This window comes from Streptomyces odonnellii, from assembly GCF_000981895.1.
In the GTDB taxonomy this organism is placed as follows: domain Bacteria; phylum Actinomycetota; class Actinomycetes; order Streptomycetales; family Streptomycetaceae; genus Streptomyces; species Streptomyces odonnellii.
In genome coordinates, this window is sequence record NZ_LATD01000308.1 from 18,766 (window position 1) to 43,791 (window position 25,026).

Below are 25,026 nucleotides of genomic sequence, written 5' to 3' on the forward strand. Positions count from 1 at the left end.
CCCACCGCCTCAGGTCCGCACTCTGAACAGCAGGACCGAGCGCGCCGGGACCGTCACCGTCGCCCCCGCCCGGTAGACCGTCCCCGGCGCCCGTGTCTGGTCCTCGCGCGCGGTGTCGACGAGCAGTTCGTACGCCCGTGCCCAGGGCGGTCCGGGCAGGGTGAAGCCGGCCGGCGCGCCCGCCGCGTGCAGGACCGTCAGAAAGCTGTCGTCCGTGATCTTCTCGCCGCGCTCGTTCCGCCCCGGGATGTCCCTGCCGGAGAGGAAGAGCCCGAGCGTCGCGGTCGGCGCGTACCAGTCCTCCTCGGTCATCTCCCTGCCGCGCCGGGTGAACCACGCCAAGTCCCGCAGGCCGTCCGGCGCTTGGGGCAGACCGGAGAAGAAGGCGCGGCGGCGCAGGACGGGATGGGCGCGGCGCAGGGCGAGGAGCCGGGTGGTCAGCTCGTACAGACCGCGCGCTCCGTACGGGTCGTCAGGCCGGCCGCCGGGCCGGGCGCCGGGCGACCCGTCGCCGGACGGGTCCAGCAGTGACCAGTCGACCCAGCTCACCTCGCTGTCCTGGCAGTACGCGTTGTTGTTGCCGCCCTGCGTACGGCCCATCTCGTCGCCCGCGACCAGCATCGGCACGCCGGTCGACACCAGCAGCGTGGTCAGCAGATTGCGGAGCTGACGGCGGCGCAGGGCGTTGACCGCGGGGTCGTCGGTCTCTCCCTCGGCCCCGCAGTTCCAGGACCGGTTGTGGTCCGTGCCGTCCCGGTTGGACTCGCCGTTGGCCTCGTTGTGCTTGCGCTCGTACGACACCAGGTCGCGCAGGGTGAAACCGTCGTGCGCGGTGAGGTAGTTGACGGAGGCGTACGGTCGCCGGCCGCCCCACGCGTACAGGTCGCTCGACCCGGAGAGCCGGTAGCCGAGATCCCGTACATCGGGCAGGGCGCCGCGCCAGAAGTCCCGTACGGCGTCGCGGTACCGGTCGTTCCACTCCGTCCACAGCGGGGGGAACGCCCCCACCTGATAGCCGCCGTTGCCCACGTCCCACGGCTCGGCGATCAGCTTCACCCGGCGCAGTACGGGGTCCTGGGCGATCACCGCGAGAAACGGCGACAGCATGTCGACATCGTGCATCGAGCGCGCCAGGGCCGCCGCGAGGTCGAAACGGAATCCGTCGACGCCCATCTCCGTGACCCAGTAGCGCAGCGAGTCGGTGATCAGCCGCAGCACCTGGGGCTGGACCACATGGAGGGTGTTGCCGCAGCCCGTGTAGTCGGTGTAGCGGCGGGCGTCGGACGGGAGCCGGTAGTAACCGCGGTTGTCGATCCCGCGCAGGGACAGGGTGGGCCCCAGCTCCCCGGCCTCGGCGGTGTGGTTGTACACCACATCGAGGATGACCTCGATCCCCGCCGCGTGCAGGGCCCGTACCATCCGCTTGAACTCGCCGACCTGCTCGCCGCGGGTGCCGTCCGAGGCGTAGTCGGCGTGCGGGGCGAAATAGCCGATGGAGTTGTAGCCCCAGTAGTTGTGCAGCCCGCGCCGCAGCAGATGCTCCTCGTGCGCGAACTGGTGTACGGGGAGCAGCTCGACGGCCGTCACGCCCAGCCGCCGCAGATGCGCGATCGCGGCGGGGTGCGCGAGCCCGGCGTAGGTGCCGCGCAGCTCCTCGGGAACGCCGGGGTGGAGCTTGGTGAAGCCCCGCACATGGAGTTCGTAGATCACCGAGTCGGCCCAGGGCGTCTTGGGCCGTCGGTCCTCGGCCCACTCGTCGTCGGGCGCGTCCTCGTGGACGACGACGCCCTTGGGGACGTACGGCGCGGAGTCGCGGTCGTCACGCACGGTGTCGGCGACATTCCGCTGGGGCCAGTCGCGCACATGGCCGTACACCTCGGGGGGCAGCCGGCGGTAGTCGTTCCCGCCGGAGGTGTCGACGGCGCGGGCGTACGGGTCGAGCAGCAGCTTCGACGGATTCCACCGGGCGCCGGTCCACGGGTCCCACCGCCCGTGCACCCGGAACCCGTACCGCTGTCCGGGCCGCACCCCCGGCACGAACCCGTGCCAGATCTCATGAGTCAGCTCGCCGAGCGGCAGCCGTGTCTCGGCGCCGTCGTCGTCGAAGAGACAGACCTCGACGGCATCGGCCCCGCCGGCCCACAGCGCGAAGTTGGTCCCGGAGACCCCGTCGGGCCCGGTACGGAAGCGAGCGCCGAGCGGCGTGGGCGCGCCGGGCCAGACGGGGGGCACGGGCTCTGTGGGGTCCCGGCGCCGCCCGTTGACCCCGTACAGCGGGGAAACGCCGGGGCGCCGGGCCCGGGCGGGCTGAGCGGCCCGGTCCGCGCGGTCGTCGGGGGCCGTCCGGCCCGGCTGCCCGTGCGGGGCCGGTCCGTTCGCCGGAACCGCCTTGGCCGGTTGGTCCAGTCGGCCCTCCCGCACGGGTGGACTCTCCTCAGCCGCCCGGGTGGTGCGCTGCTTCCTCGGCCGACGGGCCCGGCCCTGGCCGGGCGCACTCTCCACACCGGGCAGGCTCTCCTGAGCCGCGGTCCCGGCCTCGCGGCTCGTCCCGGCTTCCTGGCCTGTCCCGGCCTCCTGGCTCGTCCCTGCCTCCCCGCCAGTCCGGCGCTCCCGGGCCTGCCTGGCCGCCCGGCCCGACTTGGCCGCCCGGCCCGGCTCGTCCGGCGCGCCCGTGCGAGGGGCGGTCCCCGGCGTGCCCGTACCGAGGGCGGTCCCCGGCATGCCCGCGCCCGGGGCGGTCTCCGACGTGCCCGTGCCCGGCTCGTCCGGCGTCCGCACACCTGGGCCGGTTCCCGGCGAGGCCGTGCCCGGGACGGGTCCCGGCGTCGCGGCGACCGCCTTCCGCGCGCGCTTCGCCGCTTCCTGCTCCGGCTTCCGGTCGGCTGCCTTTGCCACCTGTTCGGCCTCCCGCGGCTCACGGGCCCGCGGGCGGCGCGCGGCGTCCCGGCCGCTGCTGTCCTCGCGTGGTCCTCGCAACTGTTGTGCCCGCCAGAGGGCCCGCACTCACGTTTCCCCCCGAGGGGGGTCGTCGTTGGTCGGATCGTGAGACATGTACTGAAACGGGCGAAGCGGGCAGGGGTTGGCGTGGCCGTCACCCTGGCATGGACAGGATTGCTGGCCGGGCTGACCGTCGGCCTCGCGGGGTGCGCCGAACGGGAAAGGGCCACCGACAGCAAACCACGGGCCCCCCGGGCCATCATCCGGATCAGCCCCAAGGACGGTGAGAAGGGCGTCGGCGCGGCGGACCGGGTCGAAGTACGGGTGTCCGCCGGCCGCCTCGAACGGGTCAGGGTCGTCCGCATCGAGGACGCCCGTCCCGCCGAGCTGCCGGGTCGCCTCTCCCCGGACGGCCGTACCTGGACGCCCGTGAGGGGCGCGCGGATCGCGCTCGCCGCCAAGTACAGCATCGACGTGGTGGCCGTGGACCGCCTGGGCCGCCGCTCGGCCCGGCACAGCACGTTCACGACGGACGTCCCCACCCACCGCTTCACCGGCTACTTCTCACCGGAGGACGGCGCCACCGTGGGCGCCGGGATGATCGTGTCCTTCGACTTCAACCGGCGGATCCGCGACCGCGCCGCCGTCGAGCGCGCCATCAGGGTCACGTCGGAACCGCCGGTCGAGGTGGTCGGCCACTGGTTCGGCGGCCGGCGCCTCGACTTCAGGCCGGAGACGTACTGGAAGCCCGGTACCGAAGTCACCATCTCCATCGCCCTGCGGGACGTCCAGGCGGCGCCCGGCGTCTTCGGCATCCAGCGCAAGACCGTGGGCTTCACGGTCGGCCGGTCCCAGGTCTCACGCGTCGACGCCCGCAAGCACACCATGGAGGTACGGCGGAACGGCGAGCTGCTCTCGACCCTGCCGATCACCGCGGGCGCGCCCGGCACCACGACGTACAACGGCAAGATGGTCGCGACCGAGCTGTACGACGTCACGCGCATGAACGGCGAGACGGTCGGGTTCGGCGGCGAGTACGACATCGAGGACGTGCCGCACGCGGTACGGCTGACCACCTCCGGGACGTTTCTGCACGGCAACTACTGGGCGTCGGAAGAGACGTTCGGCTCGGAGAACGTGAGCCACGGCTGTATCGGGCTGGAGGACGACAGGGGCGGCTCGGCCGACAGCCCGGCGGGCTGGTTCTTCTACCGGACCCTGATCGGCGATGTGGTGGAAGTGGTCAACTCCCCGGACCGCACGGTCGCTCCGGACAACGGGCTCGGCGGCTGGAATCTGACGTGGAAGCGGTGGAAGGCGGGCTCGGCCCTCCACTGACCCCGGGCCCCAGCCGCAACACCCCTACCCGTACAGCCCGGATGACCTGCGCCGTCCCGGACTTGTTGGGACGGAACGGTGACATTCGCGTGCTCACCGCGTCGCGTGCGGTGTGATTATCTATCGTGCGCGTGCACTTCAGCGCGCGGGGGTGCGGGCCGTGGCGGGGCTGGGCCGTGTCTGCCACATCCCGCCTGGCTCGCGACGTCTGGCACGCACGCTCGCTGCGTTGTCGGAGTCGCCCGAGTACGTCCAGTACACGGGCGATCCTCCGCCTTGCGATCGCACGCACCATACGCCGCGAGCCCCGCCCTGCGGGCGGACGACGCCATCTGTCAGACACGGCCCAGGCCGTGCGAGGGGAGACGACCAGAGTGAACGAGCTGCCGATACCGGGCAAGCGGCGGGGACACGGGGGAACGGGGCCACTGGCCCTGATGCTGGGCGGGCTCCTCCTCGTGGTCACCGCGTGCGGCGGCGGGGGCGGGGCCTCCGGCAAGGACGGGGACAAGAACGGCGGCAAGGGCGCCGCGAAGGTGGAGAACACGGCCTCCGTCGCGGTCGTGACCATCGCGCCGAAGGACAGTGCCAAGGGCGTCGCGACCACCGGCGCCCTCAAGGTCTCCGCGGCCAAGGGCAAGCTGACCACCGTCACCGTCCAGGACGATAAGGGCAACCCGGTCGAGGGCAAGCTGTCCGCGGACGCCGCCGCCTGGGAGCCGCTCCAGCATCTCGCCGGGGCCACCAAGTACAAGGTGCACGCGATCGCCAAGGACGCCGACGGCCGCGAGTCCGCCAAGGACACCACGTTCACCACGCTGGTCCCGAAGAACACCTTCATCGGCCAGTACACGCCCGAGGACGGTTCGACGGTCGGCGTCGGGATGCCGGTCTCGATCAACTTCACCCGGGGCATCACCGCGCCCGAGGCCGTCGAGAACGCCATCACGGTGACGGCCGACCCGCCCGTACCGGTCGAGGGCCACTGGTTCGGCAACGACCGGCTCGACTTCCGGCCCGAGAAGTACTGGGCCGCGGGCACGAAGGTGACGGTCAAGCTCAACCTGGACGGTGTCGAGGGCCGTCCGGGCGTGTACGGCAAGCAGGCCAAGACCGTGTCGTTCACCATCGGCCGCAGCCAGGTCTCCACCGTCGACGCGCGGGCCAAGACCATGAAGGTCGTACGGGACGGCAAGCAGATCAGGAAGATCCCGATCACCGCGGGCGCCCCGTCGACCACCACGTACAACGGGCAGATGGTCATCAGCGAGAAGTACGAGGTGACCCGGATGAACGGCGCGACGGTCGGCTTCGGCGGCGAGTACGACATCAAGGACGTGCCGCACGCGATGCGCCTGTCCACCTCGGGCACCTTCGTCCACGGCAACTACTGGGCGTCCCGCAGCACCTTCGGCTCGGCCAATGTGAGCCATGGCTGCGTCGGACTGCGGGACATCCGGGGCGGTGGCAACAACGGCACCCCGTCGGCGTGGTTCTACAAGAACTCGCTCATCGGCGACGTGGTCGTCGTCAAGAACTCCAAGGACAAGCAGATCGCCCCGGACAACGGCCTCAACGGCTGGAACATGCCCTGGGACGAGTGGACCAAGTAGCCCGCGGAAGAACGACGGACGGACCGCGGACCCGCGCACAATCACAGTGCGCCGGGTCCGCTGTCGTTAGGGCGGTTAGCGGCGGTTAACCTGCCTCGTATGGCATTCGTGAACCTGGAAGTTTCCGGCGGCGTCGGTACCATCCGGCTCGACCGCCCTCCTCTGAACGCGCTGAACACCTCCATTCAGGACCGGCTGCGCGAGCTGGCCGAGGAGGCGGCCCGGCGCGAGGACGTCCGCGCGGTGATCCTCTACGGCGGCGAGAAGGTCTTCGCGGCCGGCGCCGACATCAAGGAGATGCGCGACATGGACCATACGGCGATGGTCGTACGCTCCCGTGCGCTCCAGGAGTCGTTCACCGCGGTGGCCCGCATTCCCAAGCCAGTTGTCGCCGCGGTCACCGGATACGCGCTGGGCGGCGGCTGCGAGCTGGCTCTCTGCGCCGATTTCCGGATCGCCGCGGACAACGCCAAGCTGGGCCAGCCCGAGATCCTGCTCGGGCTGATCCCCGGCGCGGGCGGCACCCAGCGGCTGGCCCGGCTCGTCGGCCCCTCCCGCGCCAAGGACCTGATCTTCACGGGCCGTCAGGTGGGGGCCGAGGAGGCGCTGTCGATCGGGCTGGTCGACCGGGTCGTCCCGGCGGCCGAGGTGTACGAGCAGGCGCTGGCCTGGGCCGGGAAGCTCGCCCAGGGGCCCGCGCTCGCGCTGCGTGCCGCCAAGGAGTCGGTGGACACCGGTCTGGAGACGGATCTGGAGACGGGCCTCGCCGTCGAACGGACCTGGTTCGCGGGCCTGTTCGCGACGGAGGACCGCGAGCGCGGCATGCGGTCCTTTGTGGAGGAGGGCCCCGGCAAGGCCAAGTTCCTCTGAAGGAAGCCCGGTTGGCGGGCCGGCCGGACGAGACGATGTGACGGCCCGTGCGATGACCCGATGTGACGGCCCGCCTGGACACGGAGAGCCACCGCGTCAACCCGGCGCACGGGCCCGCACGGCTTAGCGGGGCCTTAAGAAAACCTTAAGCGTCATCGCGTGATCACTCTTGGCGATCATTGAATCGCGAGGCGTCATCGCAGGTCAGCACCTCTGTGCAAGGCCAAGTTCTGTCAATGGCATATGCCCTTCGCGCCCCCTGGAATGATTCATTCCGGGGGGTCTATTCCCCCGGAACGGCCCCGGAGCGGGCTCTGGGCGGCCATGATGGGGGACATGGCGGGCCTGGAGGGTGTGGAACAACCGCGGCAGCGCGGTCATGCGGTCGCTGCGCGGGGGATACCGTCCGTCGATGACGAACAGGCGCTCAAGGCGCTGGAGTTGTTCGGCAATCCGACGGAGGCGGAAGTCCGCCTGCCCTCCCGCCCCGAGTCCGCCTCGGCCGCCCGCAGGATCACCCACAGTGTGGTGCTGCGTCAGTGGGCCCTCTCGCCGCAGACCGCCGAGTACGCCGTCCTGCTCGTCTCGGAACTCGTCGGCAACGCCGTACGGCACACCGGCGCGCGGGTCTTCGGGTTGCGGATGCTGCGCCGCCGCGGCTGGATCAGGATCGAGGTACGGGACCCCTCGCGCGGGCTGCCCTGTCTGATGCCGGTGCACGAGATGGACACCAGCGGGCGCGGGCTCTTCCTGGTGGACCGGCTCTCCGACCGCTGGGGAGTGGACCTGCTGCCGCGCGGCAAGAACACCTGGTTCGAGATGCGAGTGGCGGACCGCCAGACCCCCTGAGCGGCTCCGGGCGGCCCCGCCGCACTCCGCCGCGCCGTCTCCCCGGCCGCCGGCCACGGGCGCCCCCCGCCGTCCACTGCCGCCGCGCCACGGGCTCCGCCGCGCCGTCCCCGGTCGCGGTGCCACGGGCTCCGCCGGGCAAGCGACCTTGCCGGGTCAATCGTCACCTTTCACCCCGGGCGCGCCTTAAATGGGGGAGTGATCCCCATCGACCGTCGCAGAGCACTGTGCGCGGCAGCCGGCGCGGCCGTCACGGGTGCCCTGGCCACCGGCTGTACGGACCGTACGGACCGCGTCTCCGGCGCGCCCGGCTCCGTACCGCCCGGCTCCCGGCCGCCCTCCTCCGTACCGCCGCACGGGCGCGGTACCGGGCCGGCCGCCCGTACCGCGCCCGCGCCCCGGCGGTTTCCCGGGCAGCCCGCCGAGATCGCGCACGGCCCCAGGGACCGCGCCCGGGTCGCCCTCACCTTCCACGGCCAGGGCGACCCCGCCACCGCCACCGCCGTACTGGCCGAGGCGGAGCGCGCCGGGGCCCGGATCACCGTTCTCGCCGTGGGCGGCTGGGTCGACGAGCACCCGGCTCTCGTACGGCGTGTCCTCGACGGCGGCCACGACCTCGGCAATCACACCCTCCACCACACCGACATCTCGGCGATGGACGAGACCGAGGCGTACGCGGAGATCACCGGCTGTGCCGAGCGGCTGCGCCGGCACACCGGCTCCATCGGCACCTGGTTCCGCCCCTCCCGCACCCAGCACGCCACCCCGCTCGTCCGGCGGCTGGCCCTGCGGGCGGGCTACCCGCACGTCCTCTCGTACGACGTCGACTCCCTCGACTTCACCTCGCCCGGCGCCCCGGCCGTCGTCCGCACCGTCACCGGGCAGATCCGCAACGGCTCCGTGGTGAGCCTGCACTTCGGCTACGCGGACACGGTCGCCGCACTGCCCGCCCTCCTCGACGCACTGGAACGCCGCGGCCTGCGCGCGGTGACGACCACGGAGCTGCTGACCTGATGCTTCCTCCTCCCCTCACCCGGACCACCGCCCTGCTCGGCGCCGCGGGCCTCGCCCTGCTCGCGAGCTGCGCGAACCCCGACGACCGAAGGGGCGGGGCGGGCGCCTCCAAGGCCACCGCCCGGCCGGCCGTGGCCCGGCCTAGCGCGCCCGAGGGACTGCCCGGCATGCCGCCGGTGCAGGACCCCAAGGACATCTACGCCGCGGACCGGCCCAACATGCTCTCGCCGGTAGTGAAACGCTTCCCCTCGCGGGTGTACGTCCCCAACACCAACTCCGACACCGTCTCGGTCATCGACCCGGCGACCTACGAGGTCATCGAGACCATCGAGGTCGGCAGACAGCCCCAGCACGTCGTCCCCTCCTGGGACCTGAAGACCCTCTGGGTCAACAACAACCGCGGCCACACACTCACCCCGATCGATCCCGCCACCGGCAAGGTGGGCGAGCCCGTCGACGTACACGACCCGTACAACCTCTACTTCACGCCCAACGGCAAGTACGCGGTCGTCATGGCCTCGCTCGACCGCCAGCTCGTCTTCCGGGACCCGCACACCATGAAGGTCAAGAAGACCGAGCCGGTGACCTGCGCGGGCGTCAACCACGCGGACTTCTCGGCGGACGGCCGCTACTTCATCGTCTCCTGCGAGTTCTCCGGCGAACTGCTGAAGGTCGACACCGAGAAGATGACGGTGACGGCCCAGCAGAAACTGCCCTTCCAGGGCGCGATGCCGCAGGACGTGAAGATCTCACCGGACGGCAAGACCTTCTACATCGCCGACATGATGGCGCACGGGGTGTGGGTGCTGGACGGCGAGAAGTTCACCACTCCGAAGCTGCTGCCCACCGGCAAGGGCGCCCACGGGCTGTATGTCAGCCGCGACTCCCGGGTGATGTACATCTCCAACCGCGGTGAGGGCTCCGTCTCGATCTTCGACTTCCCGAAGAACCGGCTGACCAAGAAGTGGCACCTGCCGGACGGCGGCAGCCCGGACATGGGCGGGGTCTCGGCGGACGGCAAGGTGCTGTGGCTGTCCGGGCGGTACGACTCGGAGGTGTACGCGATCGACACCGTCACCGGCAAGCAGCTCGCCCGGATCCCGGTCGACGGCGGACCGCACGGGCTGGCGGTCTATCCGCAGCCGGGGCGCTACTCACTGGGGCACACGGGCGTCTTCCGCTGACGGACGGGGCCCGGTCCGTGGGGAAACGGCCCGTGGGGATACGGGCCCCGGGTGGGCCCGTGCGGATACGGCCCCGGGTGCGGGCGGGACCGAGAGGGGCGTCGGGGCCCGGCCGGGGAGGTCGGGCCCTTTGTCAACTCGCCTTCCGTCCGGCGCTGTTCGGGCCCGACACGCCCCCATTCGGGTGATGGTCCACGGCCCGCCGCCGTCCAGCGGAGAGGGTGCTCCCCATGATCACCTCTCGCACGCGGCAGCGGGTCGCGGCCGTCGCCCTGTCCGCCGTCGCCCTTCTCGTTCCGGTCGCCACCACCGAGGCCGCGCCCACCGCTTCAGGGCCCGCCGTGTCGGCGTCCGCCACCGGTGGCCCGACCCTCGTCGGACCGACGGTCACCGGCCCGGCCCACACCGCGCACGCTCCGGCGGCGCCGGCCAGCTCGGTCGCCGCCGAACGCTGTCCCGTCATGGCGGACCCGCTGTACGCCGCGGCGGACCGCAGGGTCGATCTGGACCGGATCACCCCGGCACCGTCCTGGCGTACCAACTGCAAGCAGCTCTACCGCGCCGACAGCCGTCCGCCGGAGATCGTCTTCGAGCAGGGCTTCCACCCCAAGGCGACCCTGGACGGCCAGTACGACATCGAGAAGTACGTGCTGGTCAACCAGCCCTCGCCGTATGTCTCCACCTCGTACGACCACGACCTGTACAAGCAGTGGTACAAGAGCGGCTTCAACTACTACATCGACGCCCCCGGCGGTGTCGACGTCAACAGGACCATCGGCTCCACCCACAAATGGGCCGACCAGGAAGAGGTCGCCTTCCCCGGCGGGATCTCGCGTGAGCTGATCGTCGGCGTCTGCCCGGTCGACAAGCAGAAGAAGACCGAGATCATGACGGAGTGTGTGGACAACCCGCACTACAAGCCCTGGCGCGGCTAGTTCTACGCGAGCAGCTAATCTGACCGCGTCAGAACGGCACCACGAAGGGGCGGGACAGTGGCAGAGATCGACGACGCGCGCAAGGCGTTCGAGCGGTTCGACGCGAACGGCGACGGACTGATCACGGCGGCCGAGTACAAGAGCGTGATGGCGCAGCTCGGCGACTTCCATGTGACCGAGACCGTCGCACAGGCCGTCATCAACGCCCATGACGCCAACGGCGACGGGCTGCTGACCTTCGACGAGTTCCTGGCCTCCCGCAACAACGGCTGACCGGACACGACCGGCCGGAGCGACCGGCCGCGACGACTGGTCCTGGCGGCCGGCGGGTCCCCGCCGGCCCGCCGGTCCCTCGTGCGCGCCGGTCGCGTTGCCGTATCCCGCGCCCGGAAGAGACGATCAGAAGGTGATACCTCCTGGTCCGTCCGCCGATGACACCACCGGCTCTCCGGGGCGCGGCACGGCCGTGACCGGGGGCCTGATCGCCGTGGCGGCCCTGGCCGCCGTACTCGCCGTCCTCGGCGCGCTGCTCGGCGCGGACACGGCCGGGCGCGGCACCGGTGAGCTGCGAATACCCGGCTCGGGCCGGACGACCGCGCTGCGGTTCGCCGTCTTCGCCGCCCTCGCGCTGCACCTCGGCGAACTGGCGGGCGCCCGGCTCGCCCGTACCGGACCGGTGCCCCTCACCGGACCGGTGCCCCTCACCGGACCGGCGCCTCGTACCGGACCCGCGCCCCTCACCGGACCGGCGCCCCGGAGCTGGGCGGTGCCCGCCGCGCTCACCGGAGCCGCCGCCTCGGCGGCGCAGATCCTCGTCCTGGCGGCCGTCAGCGGGCTGGACATCACCACCGTGTACGGCACCACGGACGGCCGGCTGCTGCTCGTGATGGCCAACGGTTTCCTGCTGGCCGCGGGCTGTGCCGCCCTGGGCCACCCGGGCTGGGCCCTTCTTCCGCTGGCCGCGGTCGTCGCGGCGGAGGCGCTGCGGGCACACCCCGAGCCGTACACCCCGGTGCTCGGTGTGACGCTGGCTGTCGTCCATCTCACCGCCGCCTCCCTGTGGACCGGCACCCTGCTGTACGTCATGCGCACGCTGCGGTTGCGGCGCGGCGATCCGGCCGGGGCCAGGGCGGTGCTGGTGCGGTACGCGCGCCTCGCCGTCTGGCCCTTCGTGGCGCTGGCCGCCACCGGTACGGTCTCCACCCTGCGCAGGCTTCCCGTCGACGTGGTCCTGACCACGGCGTACGGCCGTGTCCTGATCGCCAAACTTGTTCTGGTCGTGGTGGTGAGCGCGCTGGCCCTGACCGCCCGGCGCCGGCTGCGCCACGAGCGGGATCCCACCGCTCCCGCCCGTGCGGAGCTGGCCCTGCTGGCGGTGGTCGTCCTGCTCTCGGCGATCCTCACGGTCGTACCGGACCCGCACTGGCTCAGCGCACAGTGACCGGAGTGGTGAGCGGACGGCGCGGTGACCCGCGCGGTGAATCGTGTCCCGAACCGGTGTCCGTTTCGTGAGGCGCGGGGTCCCGGTCTGGGTAACCATGGGAGGACGCAGGCGCAGCCCCCTGCGAGAGCCTTGTCGGGAGGCCCCGATGGATGACTATCCGGAGAGTTATGAGCTGGTGTTCCAGGCGTCGGCCGTGGAGGACGACGTGGTGATCGTCCGGCGTACGGCCGGCACGGGAGCGGGCGGATTCCCCGTCTACGAGGACGAGACGGGCATCGTCCGCGCGGAGATCAGCGACCGGGGAGAGGTGCGCATGCTGGCGAGCGGCGGACACCAGGAGCTGGGAGCACCCCTGCTCGTACGGTCACTGAGTTCCTGAGGTTCCTGAGTTCCTGAGCTCTGAGTTCTGGGCTCCGAGTCCTTCCGTGCGTCGGTCATGCCTGCCGTGCACGACGGGCATGACCGACGCACGCCGGGCGGTCGAGCGGGTGCGTCAGGGCGCGCAGGTCTCCGTGAAGCGGGTGAGCGCGGTGCAGCGGTACGGCGCCGGGTTGATCACCGACGGCGGCCGGCGCAGCTTGGTGGCCTGCTCGTAGTCGTACGCGTAGCCGACGAGGGCGGGCTCGCTCCATGCCGTGCCGAGGAACGAGATGCTGAACGGGCGCCGGTTGGCGGCCTGGTAGCCGGCCGGGACGCTGACCGAGGGATAGCCGGCCTTCGCGCCGATGCCCGCGCTGCCGCTGTTGGCGAACAGCAGTGCCGTCAGGCCGTTGTCCTTCATGACCGCGTCGATACGGTCCTTGCTGTCGGCCAGGTCCTGGGCGCGGCTCGCCTTGTAGGCGGCGGTGTCGGCGCTGTCCGCGCCGAGATCCTTGGCCTGCGAGTTGAGCGCGTTGACCTGTCCGAACTTCAACGCCTCAGTGGGGTGCGCGGTGTTGTACGCGATGATGTCGGCGAGGCTCTTCATCGGGGCGTTCCGGGGCAGCCTGGCCAGATAGGCGTTCAGGTCGCGCTTGAACTCGTACGACAGGACCGTCGAGCTGTGGCCCGAGGTGTCCAGGGTGACATCGACGAGCGTCGCGCCCTGGTCCTTGAGGGCGGTGACGGCCGCGTCCCAGAGTGCGCGGTTGTCGGTCCCGGCGGCCGGGACCTGGCTGGCGACGACCCCGATACGGGCTCCGCGCAGCGCGGTCGTGGACAGGTCGTCGGTGAAGTCGTGCCCGACGAGCGGGTTGGCGGCGGTGGCGGGGTCCTCGCGGTCCTTCCCGTTCAGTGCCGTGAGCGTGACCGCCGCGTCGGCGACGGTACGGGTGAGCGGACCGGCGGTGTCCTGGCTGGCGGCGATCGGCACGATGCCCGTGCGGCTGGCCAGACCGACGGTCGGCTTGATGCCCACCACGGAGTTGGAGTACGCGGGGCTGAGGATGGACCCGGAGGTCTCGGTGCCCACGGTCACGGCGCCGAGGCCGGCCGACGCGGCGACACCCGAACCGGCGCTGGAGCCGCTGGGGGACTGGCTCCCGTCGTACGCGTTGAGCACCTGCCCGCCGAGCGAGCTGTAGCCGCCGGGCATCCCGGAGGTGAGGTAGTTGGCGAACTCGGTGAGATTGGCCTTGCCGAGGATGACCGCGCCCGCCTCGCGGAAGCGCGCGACGATCGGCGCGTCCTTGGCGGGGTACGAGCGGGCGAGCGCCACCGACCCCGCGGTGGTCGGCATGCCCGCGACATCGATGTTGTCCTTGACGACGACCGGTATACCGAGCAGCGGACTGTGCGGACCCTTGGCGCGCCGCATCCGGTCGGCGGCGGCCGCCTCCTTCATGGCGTTCGGATTGACGGAACGTATCGCATTCAGCGAAGGGCCCTGGGAGTTGAGGGCCCGGATGCGGTCCAGATAGGCCTCGGTGAGTTTCGTACTCGATGTCTTCCCCGAGTCGAGGAGACCGTCGAGCTGGGCCACGGTCGCGCTCTCGAGGTCGATGGACAGCGGCTTTCCGGAGGAATGACCGGACGCGCCGGCTCTGGACGAGGTCACCGAGGCCGTACCGGCGACCGTCAGCACGGCGAGGGCGAGGACTGCGGCACGGCGGCGGCTGAACCGTTCGCGGGCCGGGGAGTTGATGTCGATCGTATGCTCCTGGCGAAGGGAAACGGACCTTGGGCCAGAGCATCGAAACGGCACTCCTTGTCAGGCGCATATCCCCCTGATTTCGGCCAAGTTGCCATCCCCGCACGCGAACCCACGAACGCCCCGGACACGACGCCGGGGCACGGGCGGCGCTGTCGCCGCTGTCGCACTCGATGGACGCCCCGGACGAGCCGCCGGCCCGCCGGCCGTGACAACGGCCCCGGCCGGGCCGGGGAATTCGCAGGTCCGGCGGCCGGTCGCGGTCACCCCCTGTCCGCGACCGGCCCCGGATATGTGAGTCAGCCGCGGGTCAGCCGCACTCGACCTCGACCGTCGTCCAGTGGCCCTCGTAGTAGAAGTCGACGAAGCACTTCTTGGCGATGGAGGTGCTCGCCGCCGACGCCGTCGTCGCACCGACGCCCGCGGTCAAGCCGATCACTGCGGCGAGTACGCCGATCGCGGAGGCCACTCGGTACTTGCGGGTGCGTGCCCTGGGAGTCACGGTGCCGTGTCCTTTCGACGGGGTACCGCCGGAGTGCCCGGCGGCGTGCTGGGCGCCCCCGGTCGCGGGGCGCAGCACGAGGATGGGCCGTGCGGCGCCGCGGAGACAGGTCACGGCTTGCCCTGTCACGGGCGGGCGGACAAGCGTATTGGCGGGCCCACCTGACGGCGTGCAGGATGCAGGTCATGAACACCTCAGACGCGTTACGCGACTTCCTGATCTCCCGCCGGGCCCGGCTGCGCCCCTGTGACGTGGGACTGCCCGACCACGGGACGCGGCGGGTGCGCGGACTGCGCCGCGAGGAGATCGCCGCGCTCGCGGCGGTCAGCGTCGAGCACTACAAACGGCTGGAGCGCGGCCAGGCGTCCCGTGTGTCGGACGCCGTGCTGGACGCCGTGGCCGACGCGCTGCGGCTGAGTGCGGGCGAGCGCCGCTATCTGCGCAGCCTGGCCAGACCGGCCACCGTGCCCGAGGGCGGCCGGTCCGACGGTGTACGGCCCAGCGTGCAGCACCTCTTGGACGCGATGCCCGCCACGCCCGCCTATCTGGTGGGCCGCGGCGGCGTGGTGCTGGCGTGGAACCGGCTGGCGTCCGTCGTGTTCGCCGACTTCGCAGGCATCCCCGTCGCCCGCCGCACGGTCGGCCGGCTCGTCTTCACCGATCCGCACGCCCGGTGGCTGTACGTCGACTGGGAGGCCAAGGCCCGCGAGGCCGTGGCGTATCTGCGCACCGAGACCGGCAAGCGCCCCCAGGACCCGCACCTCGCGCGGGAGATCGCCGACCTGACGCGCGACAGCGCGGAATTCCGGCGGCTCTGGGCCGAACAGCATGTCCTGGAGACCACGCACTCGACCGTCGTACTGCGCGGCCACCCGCCCCATGAGCGGCTGGAGTTCTCCTGGGAGGCGCTCCAGATGACCGGCGACCCGGACGAGGTGGTGCTCGTCTACACCGCGCCCCCGGGCTCACCGTCCGCCATCGCGCTGCGGGACATGACCGCCGCTCCCCGGCCCGGCTCCCCGGCACACAGGCCCCAGGGCGTGTTCTAGGAGCCCCGTCCGGCTCACGACGCCGACGAACGCGACCGAGTGCGCTTCCTCAGCACTCGATGATGTTCACCGCGAGACCCCCGCGCGCGGTCTCCTTGTACTTGACCGACATGTCCGCGCCCGTCTCCTTCATGGTCTTGATGACCTTGTCCAGGGAGACCTTGTGGGTGCCGTCGCCGCGCAGGGCCATCTTGGCGGCGGTGACCGCCTTGACCGCGGCCATGCCGTTGCGTTCGATGCAGGGGATCTGGACCAGGCCGCCGACCGGGTCGCAGGTGAGGCCGAGGTTGTGTTCCATGCCGATCTCGGCGGCGTTCTCGACCTGTTCGGCGCTGCCGCCGAGGACCTCGGCGAGGGCGCCCGCGGCCATGGAGCAGGCGGAGCCGACCTCGCCCTGGCAGCCGACCTCGGCGCCGGAGATGGAGGCGTTCTCCTTGAAGAGCATGCCGATGGCGCCGGCGGCCAGCAGGAAGCGGACCACGTTGTCGTCCTTCTCCTGTGCGGTGGCGCCGCCCGCCGCGAAGTTCATGTAGTAGTGCAGGACCGCCGGGATGATGCCCGCCGCGCCATTGGTGGGCGCGGTGACGACCCGGCCGCCCGCGGCGTTCTCCTCGTTCACGGCCATCGCGTAGAGGGTGATCCACTCCATGGCGTGCGCCTGCGGATCGCCCTCGGCACGGAGCTGGCGCGCGGAGTGCGCGGCGCGGCGGCGGACCTTCAGACCGCCGGGCAGCAGCCCCTCGCGGGCCATCCCGCGTGAGACGCACGCCTGCATCACCCGCCAGATCTCCAGCAGTCCGGCCCGGATCTCGTCCTCGGTGCGCCAGGCCTTCTCGTTCTCCAGCATCAGCGCGGAGATCGACAGACCGGTCTCACGGGAGAGCCGCAGCAGTTCGTCCCCGGTGCGGAACGGATGGCGGAGGACGGTGTCGTCGAGCTTGATCCGGTCCTCGCCGACCGCGTCCTCGTCCACCACGAAGCCGCCGCCCACCGAGTAGTAGGTCTTCTCCAGCAGCAGGCCGCCGTCGGCGTCGTAAGCGAAGAGGGTCATGCCGTTGGCGTGGTACGGCAGGGTCTCGCGGCGGTGCAGGACCAGATCCGTACCGGCGTCGAAGGCGATCTCGTGCATACCGAGCACACTCAGCCTGCCGCTGCTGCGGATACGTTCCGCCTCTTCGTCGGCGTGCTCCACGTCGACCGTGCGGGGCGAGTTGCCCTCCAGGCCGAGCAGGACGGCCTTGGGGGTGCCGTGACCGTGGCCGGTCGCGCCGAGCGAACCGTACAACTCGGCACGGACCGAGACCGTGTGGGCCAGCAGGCCCTCGTTCTTGAGGCGGCGGGCGAACATCCGGGCCGCGCGCATCGGGCCGACCGTATGGGAGCTGGACGGGCCGATGCCGATCGAGAACAGGTCGAAGACCGAGATGGCCACGGTGGTGACTCCTTGCTGGCTGGTGGACGCCGCTGTCCGCCGGGGTGGGGCGGAGCCGACGGGTACGTGCCGACGGGGGACCGGCGGGTACGGACGCGTACGGACGGGCACATACGGTCGTGTCCCCGCGGTCCATACGGTCCGGGGCACCGCGCGGCACGGTTCAGTGTGCGCGGTGCCCCGTGAACCCGGGCCGTACGGGTGACGTCGGATCCGGGTACAGCGGTGTAGCGGTAAGGCGGTGCGGCCGTACGGCGGTGAAGCGATGCGGCAGTCGTGCGAGCCGGGGCCGGTGGGGCTTACGAGCGGTTACTTCAGGCCCGGGTACAGCGGGTGCTTCACTGCCAGCGCGGAGACCCGCCCCGCCAGCTCCGCGCGGTCGAACGACGGCTTCAGCGCAGCCGCGATGATCTCCGCGATCTCGGTGAAGTCCTCCGCGGTGAAGCCGCGGGTGGCGAGCGCCGGGGTGCCGATCCGCAGACCCGAGGTGACCATCGGCGGGCGCGGGTCGTTCGGGACGGCATTGCGGTTGACCGTGATGCCGATCTCGTGCAGCCGGTCCTCCGCCTGCTGCCCGTCCAGCTCCGACTCACGCAGATCGACCAGGACGAGATGGACGTCCGTACCGCCGGACAGTACGGACACGCCCGCCTCGGCCACGTCCGGCTGCGCCAGCCGCTCCGCGAGGATCGCCGCGCCGTCCAGGGTGCGCTGCTGGCGCTCCTTGAACTCCTCCGTCGCCGCGACCTTGAAGGCGACCGCCTTGGCCGCGACGACATGCTCCAGCGGACCGCCCTGCTGACCGGGGAAGACCGCGGAGTTGATCTTCTTCGCCAGTTCCTTCGTACTGAGGATCACACCGCCGCGCGGACCGCCCAGGGTCTTGTGGGTGGTCGTGGTCACGACATGGGCATGCGGCACCGGGTTGGGGTGCAGCCCTGCCGCGACCAGCCCGGCGAAGTGCGCCATGTCGACCATCAGATACGCGCCGACCTCGTCCGCGATCCGGCGGAAGCCCGCGAAGTCGAGCTGACGGGGGTACGCGGACCAGCCCGCCACGATCAGCTTGGGACGGGACTCCTTGGCGAGCCGCTCGACCTCGGCCATGTCGATCCGGCCGGTCTCGTCGTCGACGTGGTAGGCGACGACGTCGTAGAGCTTGCCGGAGAAGTTGATCTTCATGCCATGGGTGAGATGCCCGCCGTGCGCGAGGTTCAGGCCCATGATCGTGTCGCCGGGGGAGAGCAGCGCGAACATCGCCGCCGCGTTCGCCTGCGCGCCGGAGTGCGGCTGTACGTTCGCGTGCTCGGCGCCGAACAGTGCCTTCACCCGGTCGATGGCGATCTGCTCGATCACATCGACATGCTCACAGCCGCCGTAGTAGCGGCGCCCGGGGTAGCCCTCGGCGTACTTGTTGGTCAGCACCGTGCCCTGCGCCTCCATGACCGCCACGGGAGCGAAGTTCTCCGAGGCGATCATTTCGAGGGTGGACTGCTGACGGTGGAGTTCGGCGTCGACTGCGGCGGCGACGTCCGGGTCGAGCTCATGGAGCGAGGAGTTCAGAAGCGACTTCGAAGACATCACAGTCCCTGGGGTCTCGGTGGCCGGAACGCGTCAGTTGCCGGAAAAGTCTTGGTACTCGTCGGCGGTGAGCAGCTCGCCCGGCTCCTCGGCGACACGTACCTTGAACAGCCAGCCGCCTTCGTACGGAGCCGAGTTCACCAGCGAGGGGTCGTCCACCACGTCCTGGTTCGTCTCGACGACCTCGCCGGTCACCGGGGCGTACAGATCGCTGACCGACTTGGTCGACTCCAGTTCGCCGCAGGCCTCGCCCGCGGTCACCGTGTCACCGACCTCCGGAAGCTGGGCGAACACCACATCGCCGAGGGCGTTCGCGGCGAACTCGGTGATCCCGACCGTCGCCACACCGTCCTCGGGGGTCGACAGCCACTCGTGCTCCTTGGTGTAACGGAGCTGCTGGGGGTTGCTCATGACCTGAATTCTCCTGTACGCGGGGGAGTGGTGCGGAACGGCTGTCTTACGGAGCGAGACGGAGCGAGATGCGAGAAGCCGGCCGGGAACCGGAACCGAACGGCACCGGGACGGCATCCCTGTGGAACGAAGGCGGAACGGGGGTGGCGCTGATGATGTCCGTATCACTTCTGGCGTTTGTAGAAGGGCAGCGCCACGACTTCGTACGGCTCCTGCGAGCCGCGGATGTCGACCGTGACACCGGGTGTGCCCGGCGCCGCGTGCGAGGCGTCGACGTACGCCATGGCGACCGGCCTGCCCAGGGTGGGGGAGGGCGCTCCCGAGGTGACCTCCCCGACGGGAGTCCCGTCGGCGACGACCCGGTAGCCGGCCCGGGGGACCCGTCGGCCGTCGGCGATCAGACCGACGAGCTTGCGGGGCGGGGTGCCCGCGGCGCGCTCGGCCGCCGCCTCCAGGGCCTCGCGGCCGACGAAGGCGCCGCCGTTCGAGGTCTTGTCGAACTTCACGACCCGGCCGAGACCCGCGTCGAAGGGGGTGAGGGCGGTGCTCAACTCGTTCCCGTACAGCGGCATCCCGGCCTCCAGCCGGAGCGTGTCGCGGCAGGAGAGCCCGCAGGGCACCAGGCCCGCGCCCTCGCCCGCCTCGGTCAGCGCCCGCCACAGGCCCTCGGCGTACCGGGGCTCGACGAACAGCTCGAAACCGTCCTCGCCGGTGTAGCCCGTACGGGCGATCAGCGCCGGGACCCCGGCCACCGTGCCCGGCAGACCGGCGTAGTACTTGAGGCCGTCGAGGTCGGCGTCGGTGAGCTTGCCGAGGATGCCGGGGGACTGCGGACCCTGGACGGCCAGCAGGGCGTACGCGTCACGGTCGTCGCGGACCTCGGCGTCGAATCCGGCGGCGCGCCCGGTCAGCGCGTCGAGGACCGTCTGCGCGTTGGAGGCGTTCGCGACGACCATGTAGGTGTCCTCGCCGAGGCGGTACACGATCAGGTCGTCCAGGATGCCGCCGTCCTCCTGGCAGATCATGGTGTAGCGGGCGCGGCCCACGGCGACGGAGCCGATGTTGCCGACGAGCGCGTAGTCGAGCAGCGCACCGGCCGCGGGTCCGGAGACGGTGATCTCGCCCATGTGGGAGAGGTCGAAGAGCCCGGCCCTGGTCCGTACGGCGGTGTGCTCGTCGCGCTCGCTGCCGTACCGCAGCGGCATGTCCCAGCCCGCGAAGTCGGTCATGGTCGCGCCGAGGGCACGGTGCACCGCGTCGAGGGCGGTCTTACGGGGGGTGCTGCTCGGGGGGGCGTGATTCATCGCGATGGCTCCCAGGGCATGACGGCGAGGACGGTCCTCCCCATCTGTCATCGGAACCTGAGAGGTTCACCACGACCACCCGTACCAGGGGTCATGACTTGCACCTTGGGTGGAGCCGCAGAGCTGCGGCCCGCTTTTCAGATCTGCCTCATCCACGCGGTACGGGGCCTGAGAGATTCAAGGGAGGAACTTGCTCCTTCGGCGCCCGGCGCACTGAGTGACCGGGACTCTCCCGCGCGGATTCAAACGGCCTGTATGCAGTTGGCGGGCACATCATCGCACGCATCCGGGCGGACCGGGGAGGCAGGACCGCATTGCGCCGTTCGGGGTGAAAGGCTTGTGGCGCATTACCATTTCTTTACACTTTGTGGGCAGGTCCTAGGCACCAGGCCGACTGAGCTGACGCCGACTGATCGACAGGGGGGGACGGCGATGATGTCGCAGGGGTCCGGAGCGTATGCGACGACCGCGGGGGTGCCGGCGCAGCAGGGGGTGTCCGACCGGGACGCGGTCGCGCGGCCGGTCGCGGTGGTACGGGATCTGCGCGGGCGCGGCGGCCGGCTGCCCGGCGCCCTGGCCTTCACCGCGGGCGATCTGGTGGTGGTCTCGGGACTGCCCGGCAGCGGCAAGTCGACCCTGATCCGGCGGGCCGCCGAGGCCGGCGGGATCGACTCGCAGGACGCCAGGGACCGTTGGGAGCGCCGGCTGCCGGCCGCGCTCCCCTATGCCGTCTACCGCCCGCTCGTCCGGATGGCGCATTACGCGGGGCTGTGGCGTGCGCTCGGCTCCGGCGAGAGCGTCGTCGTGCACGACTGCGGTACGCAGAGATGGGTACGCCGCTGGCTCGCCCGCGAGGCCCGCAGACGTGGCCGCCGGCTCCATCTCGTACTGCTGGACGTCCCGCCGGAGGTGGCGCGCGAGGGGCAGCGGGAGCGCGGCCGGGGCGTCTCGGGCTACGCGTTCGCCCGGCACCGCCGGGCCGTACGGCGTCTGCTGGCCGCCGCCGAATCGGGACGGCTGCCCCGGGGCTGTGCCACGGCGGTGCTCCTGGACCGGGCGGCGGCCGGTGCCCTCGACCGGATCGCGTTCCTGGAGAAGCCGGGGCGGGACGCCGGGCGGTGATCCGTGGACGGGCGGGGACGGGCCGCCGCCTGCGGCATTAGGGTGCTGCCGCGGATACCAGCACGGAGGAAGTGACAGTGAACACAGCATGGCCGGGCAATGAGCTGGAAGAGGTGCTCGCCGCCTCGCTCGGCAGCCAGGCAGCGGGCGGCCGACTGGTGGAGGTGCTCGGGCGCAGCGAGGTGTGGGTGCCGCTGCCCAACGGCGGCGGTCCGGACAGCCCCGCCCTCGATCTGCCCACCCTGGAGATCGAGGGCGCTCCGTACGTTCCGGTCTTCAGCTCCCAGGGGCAGTTCGTGCAGTGCGTAGGCGCCCATATGCCCTTCACGATCGCCCCCGCGCGTGAGTTCGCCCGGGGGCTGCCCCCGCAGCTCGGTATAGCGGTCAATCCCGGCGGCATGGTCGGGATGCCGTTGCCGCCGCCCGCCGTCGCCGAGCTGTGCCGGTCGGGGCGCACCCCGCTGGACGGGCCGACGACCGGCGGCCGGGTCAGGCTCTTCGAGCCGGACTGGCAGGAGGACCCGGTGGACTTCCTGGCCGCCGCGGGGAGCGAGTTCGAGACATCAGGGGTGGTGCTCTCGGCCCGTCGCGCGCTCGCCAGCGTCGAGGGGGACTCGCCGGCGCTCTTCATCGGCGTACAGCTCTCGTCCTGGGAGGCGGCCGACCGAAACGCGCCCCTGGACGCGCTCGGGCGCGCGCTGGGGCGCGTGGCGGTGGGCTGGCCGGTCAACCTCATCCTGCTGGATGTGGCCCAGGACCCGGTCGGCGACTATCTGCTCGCGAAGGTACGGCCCTTCTACCAAAGGGCGTAGCCACGGGTACGCCGGGCCGCCACGGGTACGCCCGGCCTTCGCGGGTACGACAGCGGGGGAGAGCGGCCGCCGCCCGGCGTGGACAGTGCTCCGCGCCGGTGTCAGAGCGGCCGCTTAAGCTGTTTGATGACTCAGCCTCTGTACCGGGTGCCCGGAGTGGCCCTGTGGGACGGGGCCGGGGAGCTTCGGGGGGAGCTGGCCGAATGGTGGATCGAAGAGGGGCGGGACCCAGAGTGAGCGCGTCAGGCACCGCGGCGGCCGGGCAGGTCGAGCACATGCTGCGCCAGGTGACGCCAGGGCGCTACGACGCGTACGAGGCGCTGCTCCAGGCCCTTGCCGACGACAGCGTGTGGATGCTGCTCTGGCACGGCAGCGCGGGCTCGCCCGACGCCCAGTACGGGAACATGGAGATCGAGGGCCTGGGATACGCGCCCTGTGTCACCTCCGCGCAGGAGCTGGCCGTCAGCGGCTGGACCCGTGCCCACGAACTGGTCACCGGCCGGGACATCGCCCGCGCCCTCTACCCCGACCGCTGGGGGATCTGGCTGAATCCGCATGCCCCGGGCGGCGGCGTCGGGATCCCCTGGCTCGATCTGCGGCGGATCGCCACCGGCCTCGACCGGATGCCCGCGGGCCCGCTGCGCCTGTCGGAACCGGCCATCGAGCTTCCGCAGTTCTACGCCCTGCTGACCCAGAACGCCCATCGCACCCCCGCGGTCCGCTCGCTGCGCCGCGCCTGGGTGCAGCCGGCGCTCGGCGTCCCGTATCTGACCATCGGACTCGACCTGTACGACACGAGCCCGGCGGCGGTGGACTCCGTACGGACGATGATGCGGCAGTCGATCAGCGCGGTCCCGGACGGGCTGCCGGTGTCGACGGTCGCGATGTCCGACGAGTACGACCCGGTGACGATGTGGCTGCGCGCCAACTCCCGCCCGTTCTACGCCCGTGAGGCGCACGGCGCGGCGGCCGCGGCGCCCGCGACGGGGTACGGCTATCCGCCGCCGGCTTCCCGGGCGTACTGAAGCACACACCGAGCTGTCCTGGGGGCGCCCTGCGGGGCGCCCCCAGCCATGTCCGAGGCATGCGCGCATGCGTGACGAACGCCTGCGGCGACGATGTGGATGCTCCGGTTCCACCCGTTACTCAATGAGTTGGGTGGTATGCCTGATCTGGGGCAATAGTGGACGAGTTGGTCCGCTGAGACGGCCGAGGCGTCCGGATAACGGAAACCCTCTACCCGCATCACGTTTGAGCAAACATTCCCCGGGAGGGCTGGCGGGTGATCGCGAAATGACTGAAGACTCCGTGCAGCAGGTGGTCCCGGCCTGGTGTGCGACGCGCTGACAGACAGCGGTTTCCGCCACAGGGGAGGGCTGGAAGGGCCACATGCGACATGTGATGTGAAAGTGCCGCTACAGCGGCGGTCATGGGCCGGCCACCGTCGGCCGAGAGGGGTCTCCAGCGCAATGACGGCACCTATCGAGACCACCGGGTCGGCGGCGACAGCGCAGCCGGAAGCGGTCCTGGAGGGCGCCGGGGGCAAGCAGATCGAGGGCCGCTCGCTCGGCCGGATCGCGTGGACGCGTTTCAAGCGGGACAAGGTCGCCATGGCGGGCGGCGTAGTCGTGATCCTGCTGGTTCTTGTCGCCGTACTGTCCAAGCCGATCCAGGCGGTGTTCGGGCTCGACCCCAACGCCTTCAACCAGGACCTGGTGGATCCGACCCTGCTGGCGCCCAAGGGCGGCTTCGGGGGGATGAGCTGGGATCACCCGCTGGGTGTCGAACCCCAGACCGGGCGCGACATCCTGGCCCGTATCATCGAAGGCTCCTGGGTCTCCCTGGTGGTCGCGGCCGGCTCCACACTGCTCTCGGTCGTCATCGGCGTCGTGATGGGCGTGGTGGCGGGGTTCTACGGCGGCTGGGTGGACAGTGCCATCAGCCGCATGATGGACACGTTCCTCGCGTTCCCGCTACTGCTTTTCGCGATCTCGATCTCGGCGTCGCTCCAGGGCAACGCCTTCGGCCTGTCGGGGCTGCCGCTCCGTATCGCCGTACTGATCTTCGTGATCGGGTTCTTCAGCTGGCCGTACATCGGACGGATCGTGCGTGCGCAGACGCTGAGCCTGCGTGAGCGGGAGTTCGTGGAGGCGGCCAGGTCACTGGGCGCGCGCGGACCGTTCATCCTGTTCCGCGAGCTGCTGCCGAACCTGGTCGCGCCGATCCTCGTGTACTCCACCCTGCTCATCCCCACCAACATCCTCTTCGAGGCTTCGCTGAGCTTCCTGGGTGTCGGTATCGCTCCGCCGCAGGCGTCGTGGGGCGGCATGCTGTCCACCGCGGTCGATCTCTACCAGGTCGACCCGATGTTCATGATCATCCCCGGCATGGCGATCTTCATCACCGTGCTGGCCTTCAATCTCCTGGGGGACGGGCTGCGTGACGCACTCGACCCCCGTGGCAAGTAAGAGCGGCCCTGCCGCACATCGTCAATCGAGGGG

22 protein-coding genes and 1 riboswitch are annotated in these 25,026 nt (G+C 71.1%); of the genes, 15 read left to right on the forward strand and 7 right to left on the reverse strand.

The features are described from left to right. Window positions 1-9: 9 nt before the first annotated feature. On the reverse strand, window positions 10-2,721 hold the full coding sequence (gene glgX, locus WH07_RS26530; RefSeq protein WP_408645943.1) for a glycogen debranching protein GlgX: 2,712 nt from the start codon (window positions 2,719-2,721) through the stop codon (window positions 10-12). A 321-nt stretch (window positions 2,722-3,042) separates the two neighbouring features. On the opposite strand from glgX, the gene WH07_RS26535 reads away from it, so the two are divergent. The 10 genes from WH07_RS26535 to WH07_RS26580 all read left to right on the forward strand — a co-directional run bounded on the left by WH07_RS26535 (window position 3,043) and on the right by WH07_RS26580 (window position 12,563). Continuing rightward, window positions 3,043-4,275: a L,D-transpeptidase gene (locus WH07_RS26535; RefSeq protein WP_046505099.1), complete on the forward strand. Its 1,233-nt coding sequence runs from the start codon at window positions 3,043-3,045 to the stop codon at window positions 4,273-4,275. A gap of 374 nt (window positions 4,276-4,649) precedes the next feature. Next, a complete protein-coding gene (locus tag WH07_RS26540; protein WP_408645940.1) occupies window positions 4,650-5,888 on the forward strand; it encodes a L,D-transpeptidase in 1,239 nt (412 codons plus the stop codon). Window positions 5,889-5,987: 99 nt separating this feature from the next. Continuing rightward, complete coding sequence (locus tag WH07_RS26545) at window positions 5,988-6,758, forward strand: enoyl-CoA hydratase/isomerase family protein (protein WP_046505101.1); 771 nt, start codon at window positions 5,988-5,990, stop codon at window positions 6,756-6,758. Between the two features lie 324 nt (window positions 6,759-7,082). Further along, on the forward strand, window positions 7,083-7,607 hold the full coding sequence (locus tag WH07_RS26550; protein WP_198533898.1) for an ATP-binding protein: 525 nt from the start codon (window positions 7,083-7,085) through the stop codon (window positions 7,605-7,607). 198 nt (window positions 7,608-7,805) lie between these two features. Then, window positions 7,806-8,621: a polysaccharide deacetylase family protein gene (locus tag WH07_RS26555; RefSeq protein ID WP_046505106.1), complete on the forward strand. Its 816-nt coding sequence runs from the start codon at window positions 7,806-7,808 to the stop codon at window positions 8,619-8,621. Continuing rightward, entirely contained in the window at window positions 8,621-9,805 is a 1,185-nt protein-coding gene (locus WH07_RS26560) for a YncE family protein (RefSeq protein ID WP_046505109.1), read from the forward strand. Before WH07_RS26555 ends, WH07_RS26560 begins: the two co-directional genes overlap by 1 nt. 230 nt (window positions 9,806-10,035) lie before the next feature. Then, window positions 10,036-10,740, forward strand: coding sequence for an ADP-ribosyltransferase (locus WH07_RS26565; protein ID WP_046505111.1), 705 nt, complete (start codon window positions 10,036-10,038; stop codon window positions 10,738-10,740). A 57-nt stretch (window positions 10,741-10,797) separates the two neighbouring features. Further along, window positions 10,798-11,013, forward strand: coding sequence for an EF-hand domain-containing protein (locus WH07_RS26570; protein WP_046505115.1), 216 nt, complete (start codon window positions 10,798-10,800; stop codon window positions 11,011-11,013). Between the two features lie 133 nt (window positions 11,014-11,146). Further along, window positions 11,147-12,181: a CopD family protein gene (locus WH07_RS26575; protein WP_408645941.1), complete on the forward strand. Its 1,035-nt coding sequence runs from the start codon at window positions 11,147-11,149 to the stop codon at window positions 12,179-12,181. Between the two features lie 148 nt (window positions 12,182-12,329). Then, window positions 12,330-12,563, forward strand: coding sequence for a DUF6296 family protein (locus WH07_RS26580; protein ID WP_046505122.1), 234 nt, complete (start codon window positions 12,330-12,332; stop codon window positions 12,561-12,563). A 114-nt stretch (window positions 12,564-12,677) separates the two neighbouring features. Here WH07_RS26580 and WH07_RS26585 read toward each other — a convergent pair whose 3' ends face one another. Beyond that, window positions 12,678-14,246 (reverse strand): amidase family protein, encoded by a 1,569-nt coding sequence (locus WH07_RS26585; protein ID WP_232789068.1) that lies wholly within the window; start codon window positions 14,244-14,246, stop codon window positions 12,678-12,680. Between the two features lie 376 nt (window positions 14,247-14,622). Continuing rightward, a complete protein-coding gene (locus WH07_RS39965; protein ID WP_157877437.1) occupies window positions 14,623-14,814 on the reverse strand; it encodes a hypothetical protein in 192 nt (63 codons plus the stop codon). A 185-nt stretch (window positions 14,815-14,999) separates the two neighbouring features. Between WH07_RS39965 and WH07_RS26595 the strand changes: the two genes are divergently transcribed. Beyond that, entirely contained in the window at window positions 15,000-15,863 is an 864-nt protein-coding gene (locus WH07_RS26595; protein ID WP_046505129.1) for a helix-turn-helix domain-containing protein, read from the forward strand. A 49-nt stretch (window positions 15,864-15,912) separates the two neighbouring features. On the opposite strand, the gene WH07_RS26600 is transcribed toward WH07_RS26595, so the two are convergent. From WH07_RS26600 to gcvT, 4 genes are all read right to left on the reverse strand, one after another. Then, window positions 15,913-17,295 (reverse strand): L-serine ammonia-lyase, encoded by a 1,383-nt coding sequence (locus WH07_RS26600; protein ID WP_046505131.1) that lies wholly within the window; start codon window positions 17,293-17,295, stop codon window positions 15,913-15,915. 309 nt (window positions 17,296-17,604) lie between these two features. Beyond that, the gene (glyA, locus tag WH07_RS26605; RefSeq protein ID WP_046505135.1) at window positions 17,605-18,876 is read right to left on the reverse strand and encodes a serine hydroxymethyltransferase; all 1,272 of its coding nucleotides are present in this window, start codon (window positions 18,874-18,876) and stop codon (window positions 17,605-17,607) included. Between the two features lie 33 nt (window positions 18,877-18,909). Further along, on the reverse strand, window positions 18,910-19,287 hold the full coding sequence (gene gcvH, locus WH07_RS26610) for a glycine cleavage system protein GcvH (protein ID WP_046505137.1): 378 nt from the start codon (window positions 19,285-19,287) through the stop codon (window positions 18,910-18,912). Window positions 19,288-19,451: 164 nt separating this feature from the next. After that, window positions 19,452-20,591, reverse strand: coding sequence for a glycine cleavage system aminomethyltransferase GcvT (gcvT, locus tag WH07_RS26615; protein ID WP_046505140.1), 1,140 nt, complete (start codon window positions 20,589-20,591; stop codon window positions 19,452-19,454). Between the two features lie 147 nt (window positions 20,592-20,738). After that, window positions 20,739-20,836, reverse strand: a riboswitch (glycine riboswitch). 187 nt (window positions 20,837-21,023) lie between these two features. On the opposite strand from gcvT, the gene WH07_RS26620 reads away from it, so the two are divergent. The 4 genes from WH07_RS26620 to WH07_RS26635 all read left to right on the forward strand — a co-directional run bounded on the left by WH07_RS26620 (window position 21,024) and on the right by WH07_RS26635 (window position 24,993). Continuing rightward, window positions 21,024-21,713: an AAA family ATPase gene (locus WH07_RS26620; RefSeq protein WP_046505142.1), complete on the forward strand. Its 690-nt coding sequence runs from the start codon at window positions 21,024-21,026 to the stop codon at window positions 21,711-21,713. Between the two features lie 77 nt (window positions 21,714-21,790). After that, a complete protein-coding gene (locus WH07_RS26625; RefSeq protein ID WP_046505144.1) occupies window positions 21,791-22,525 on the forward strand; it encodes an enhanced serine sensitivity protein SseB in 735 nt (244 codons plus the stop codon). Window positions 22,526-22,758: 233 nt separating this feature from the next. Further along, window positions 22,759-23,550, forward strand: a complete 792-nt coding sequence (locus WH07_RS26630; protein WP_046505146.1) for an enhanced serine sensitivity protein SseB C-terminal domain-containing protein — start codon at window positions 22,759-22,761, stop codon at window positions 23,548-23,550. Between the two features lie 444 nt (window positions 23,551-23,994). Continuing rightward, window positions 23,995-24,993 (forward strand): ABC transporter permease, encoded by a 999-nt coding sequence (locus tag WH07_RS26635; protein ID WP_046505149.1) that lies wholly within the window; start codon window positions 23,995-23,997, stop codon window positions 24,991-24,993. The last annotated feature ends 33 nt before the right edge of the window (window positions 24,994-25,026 follow it).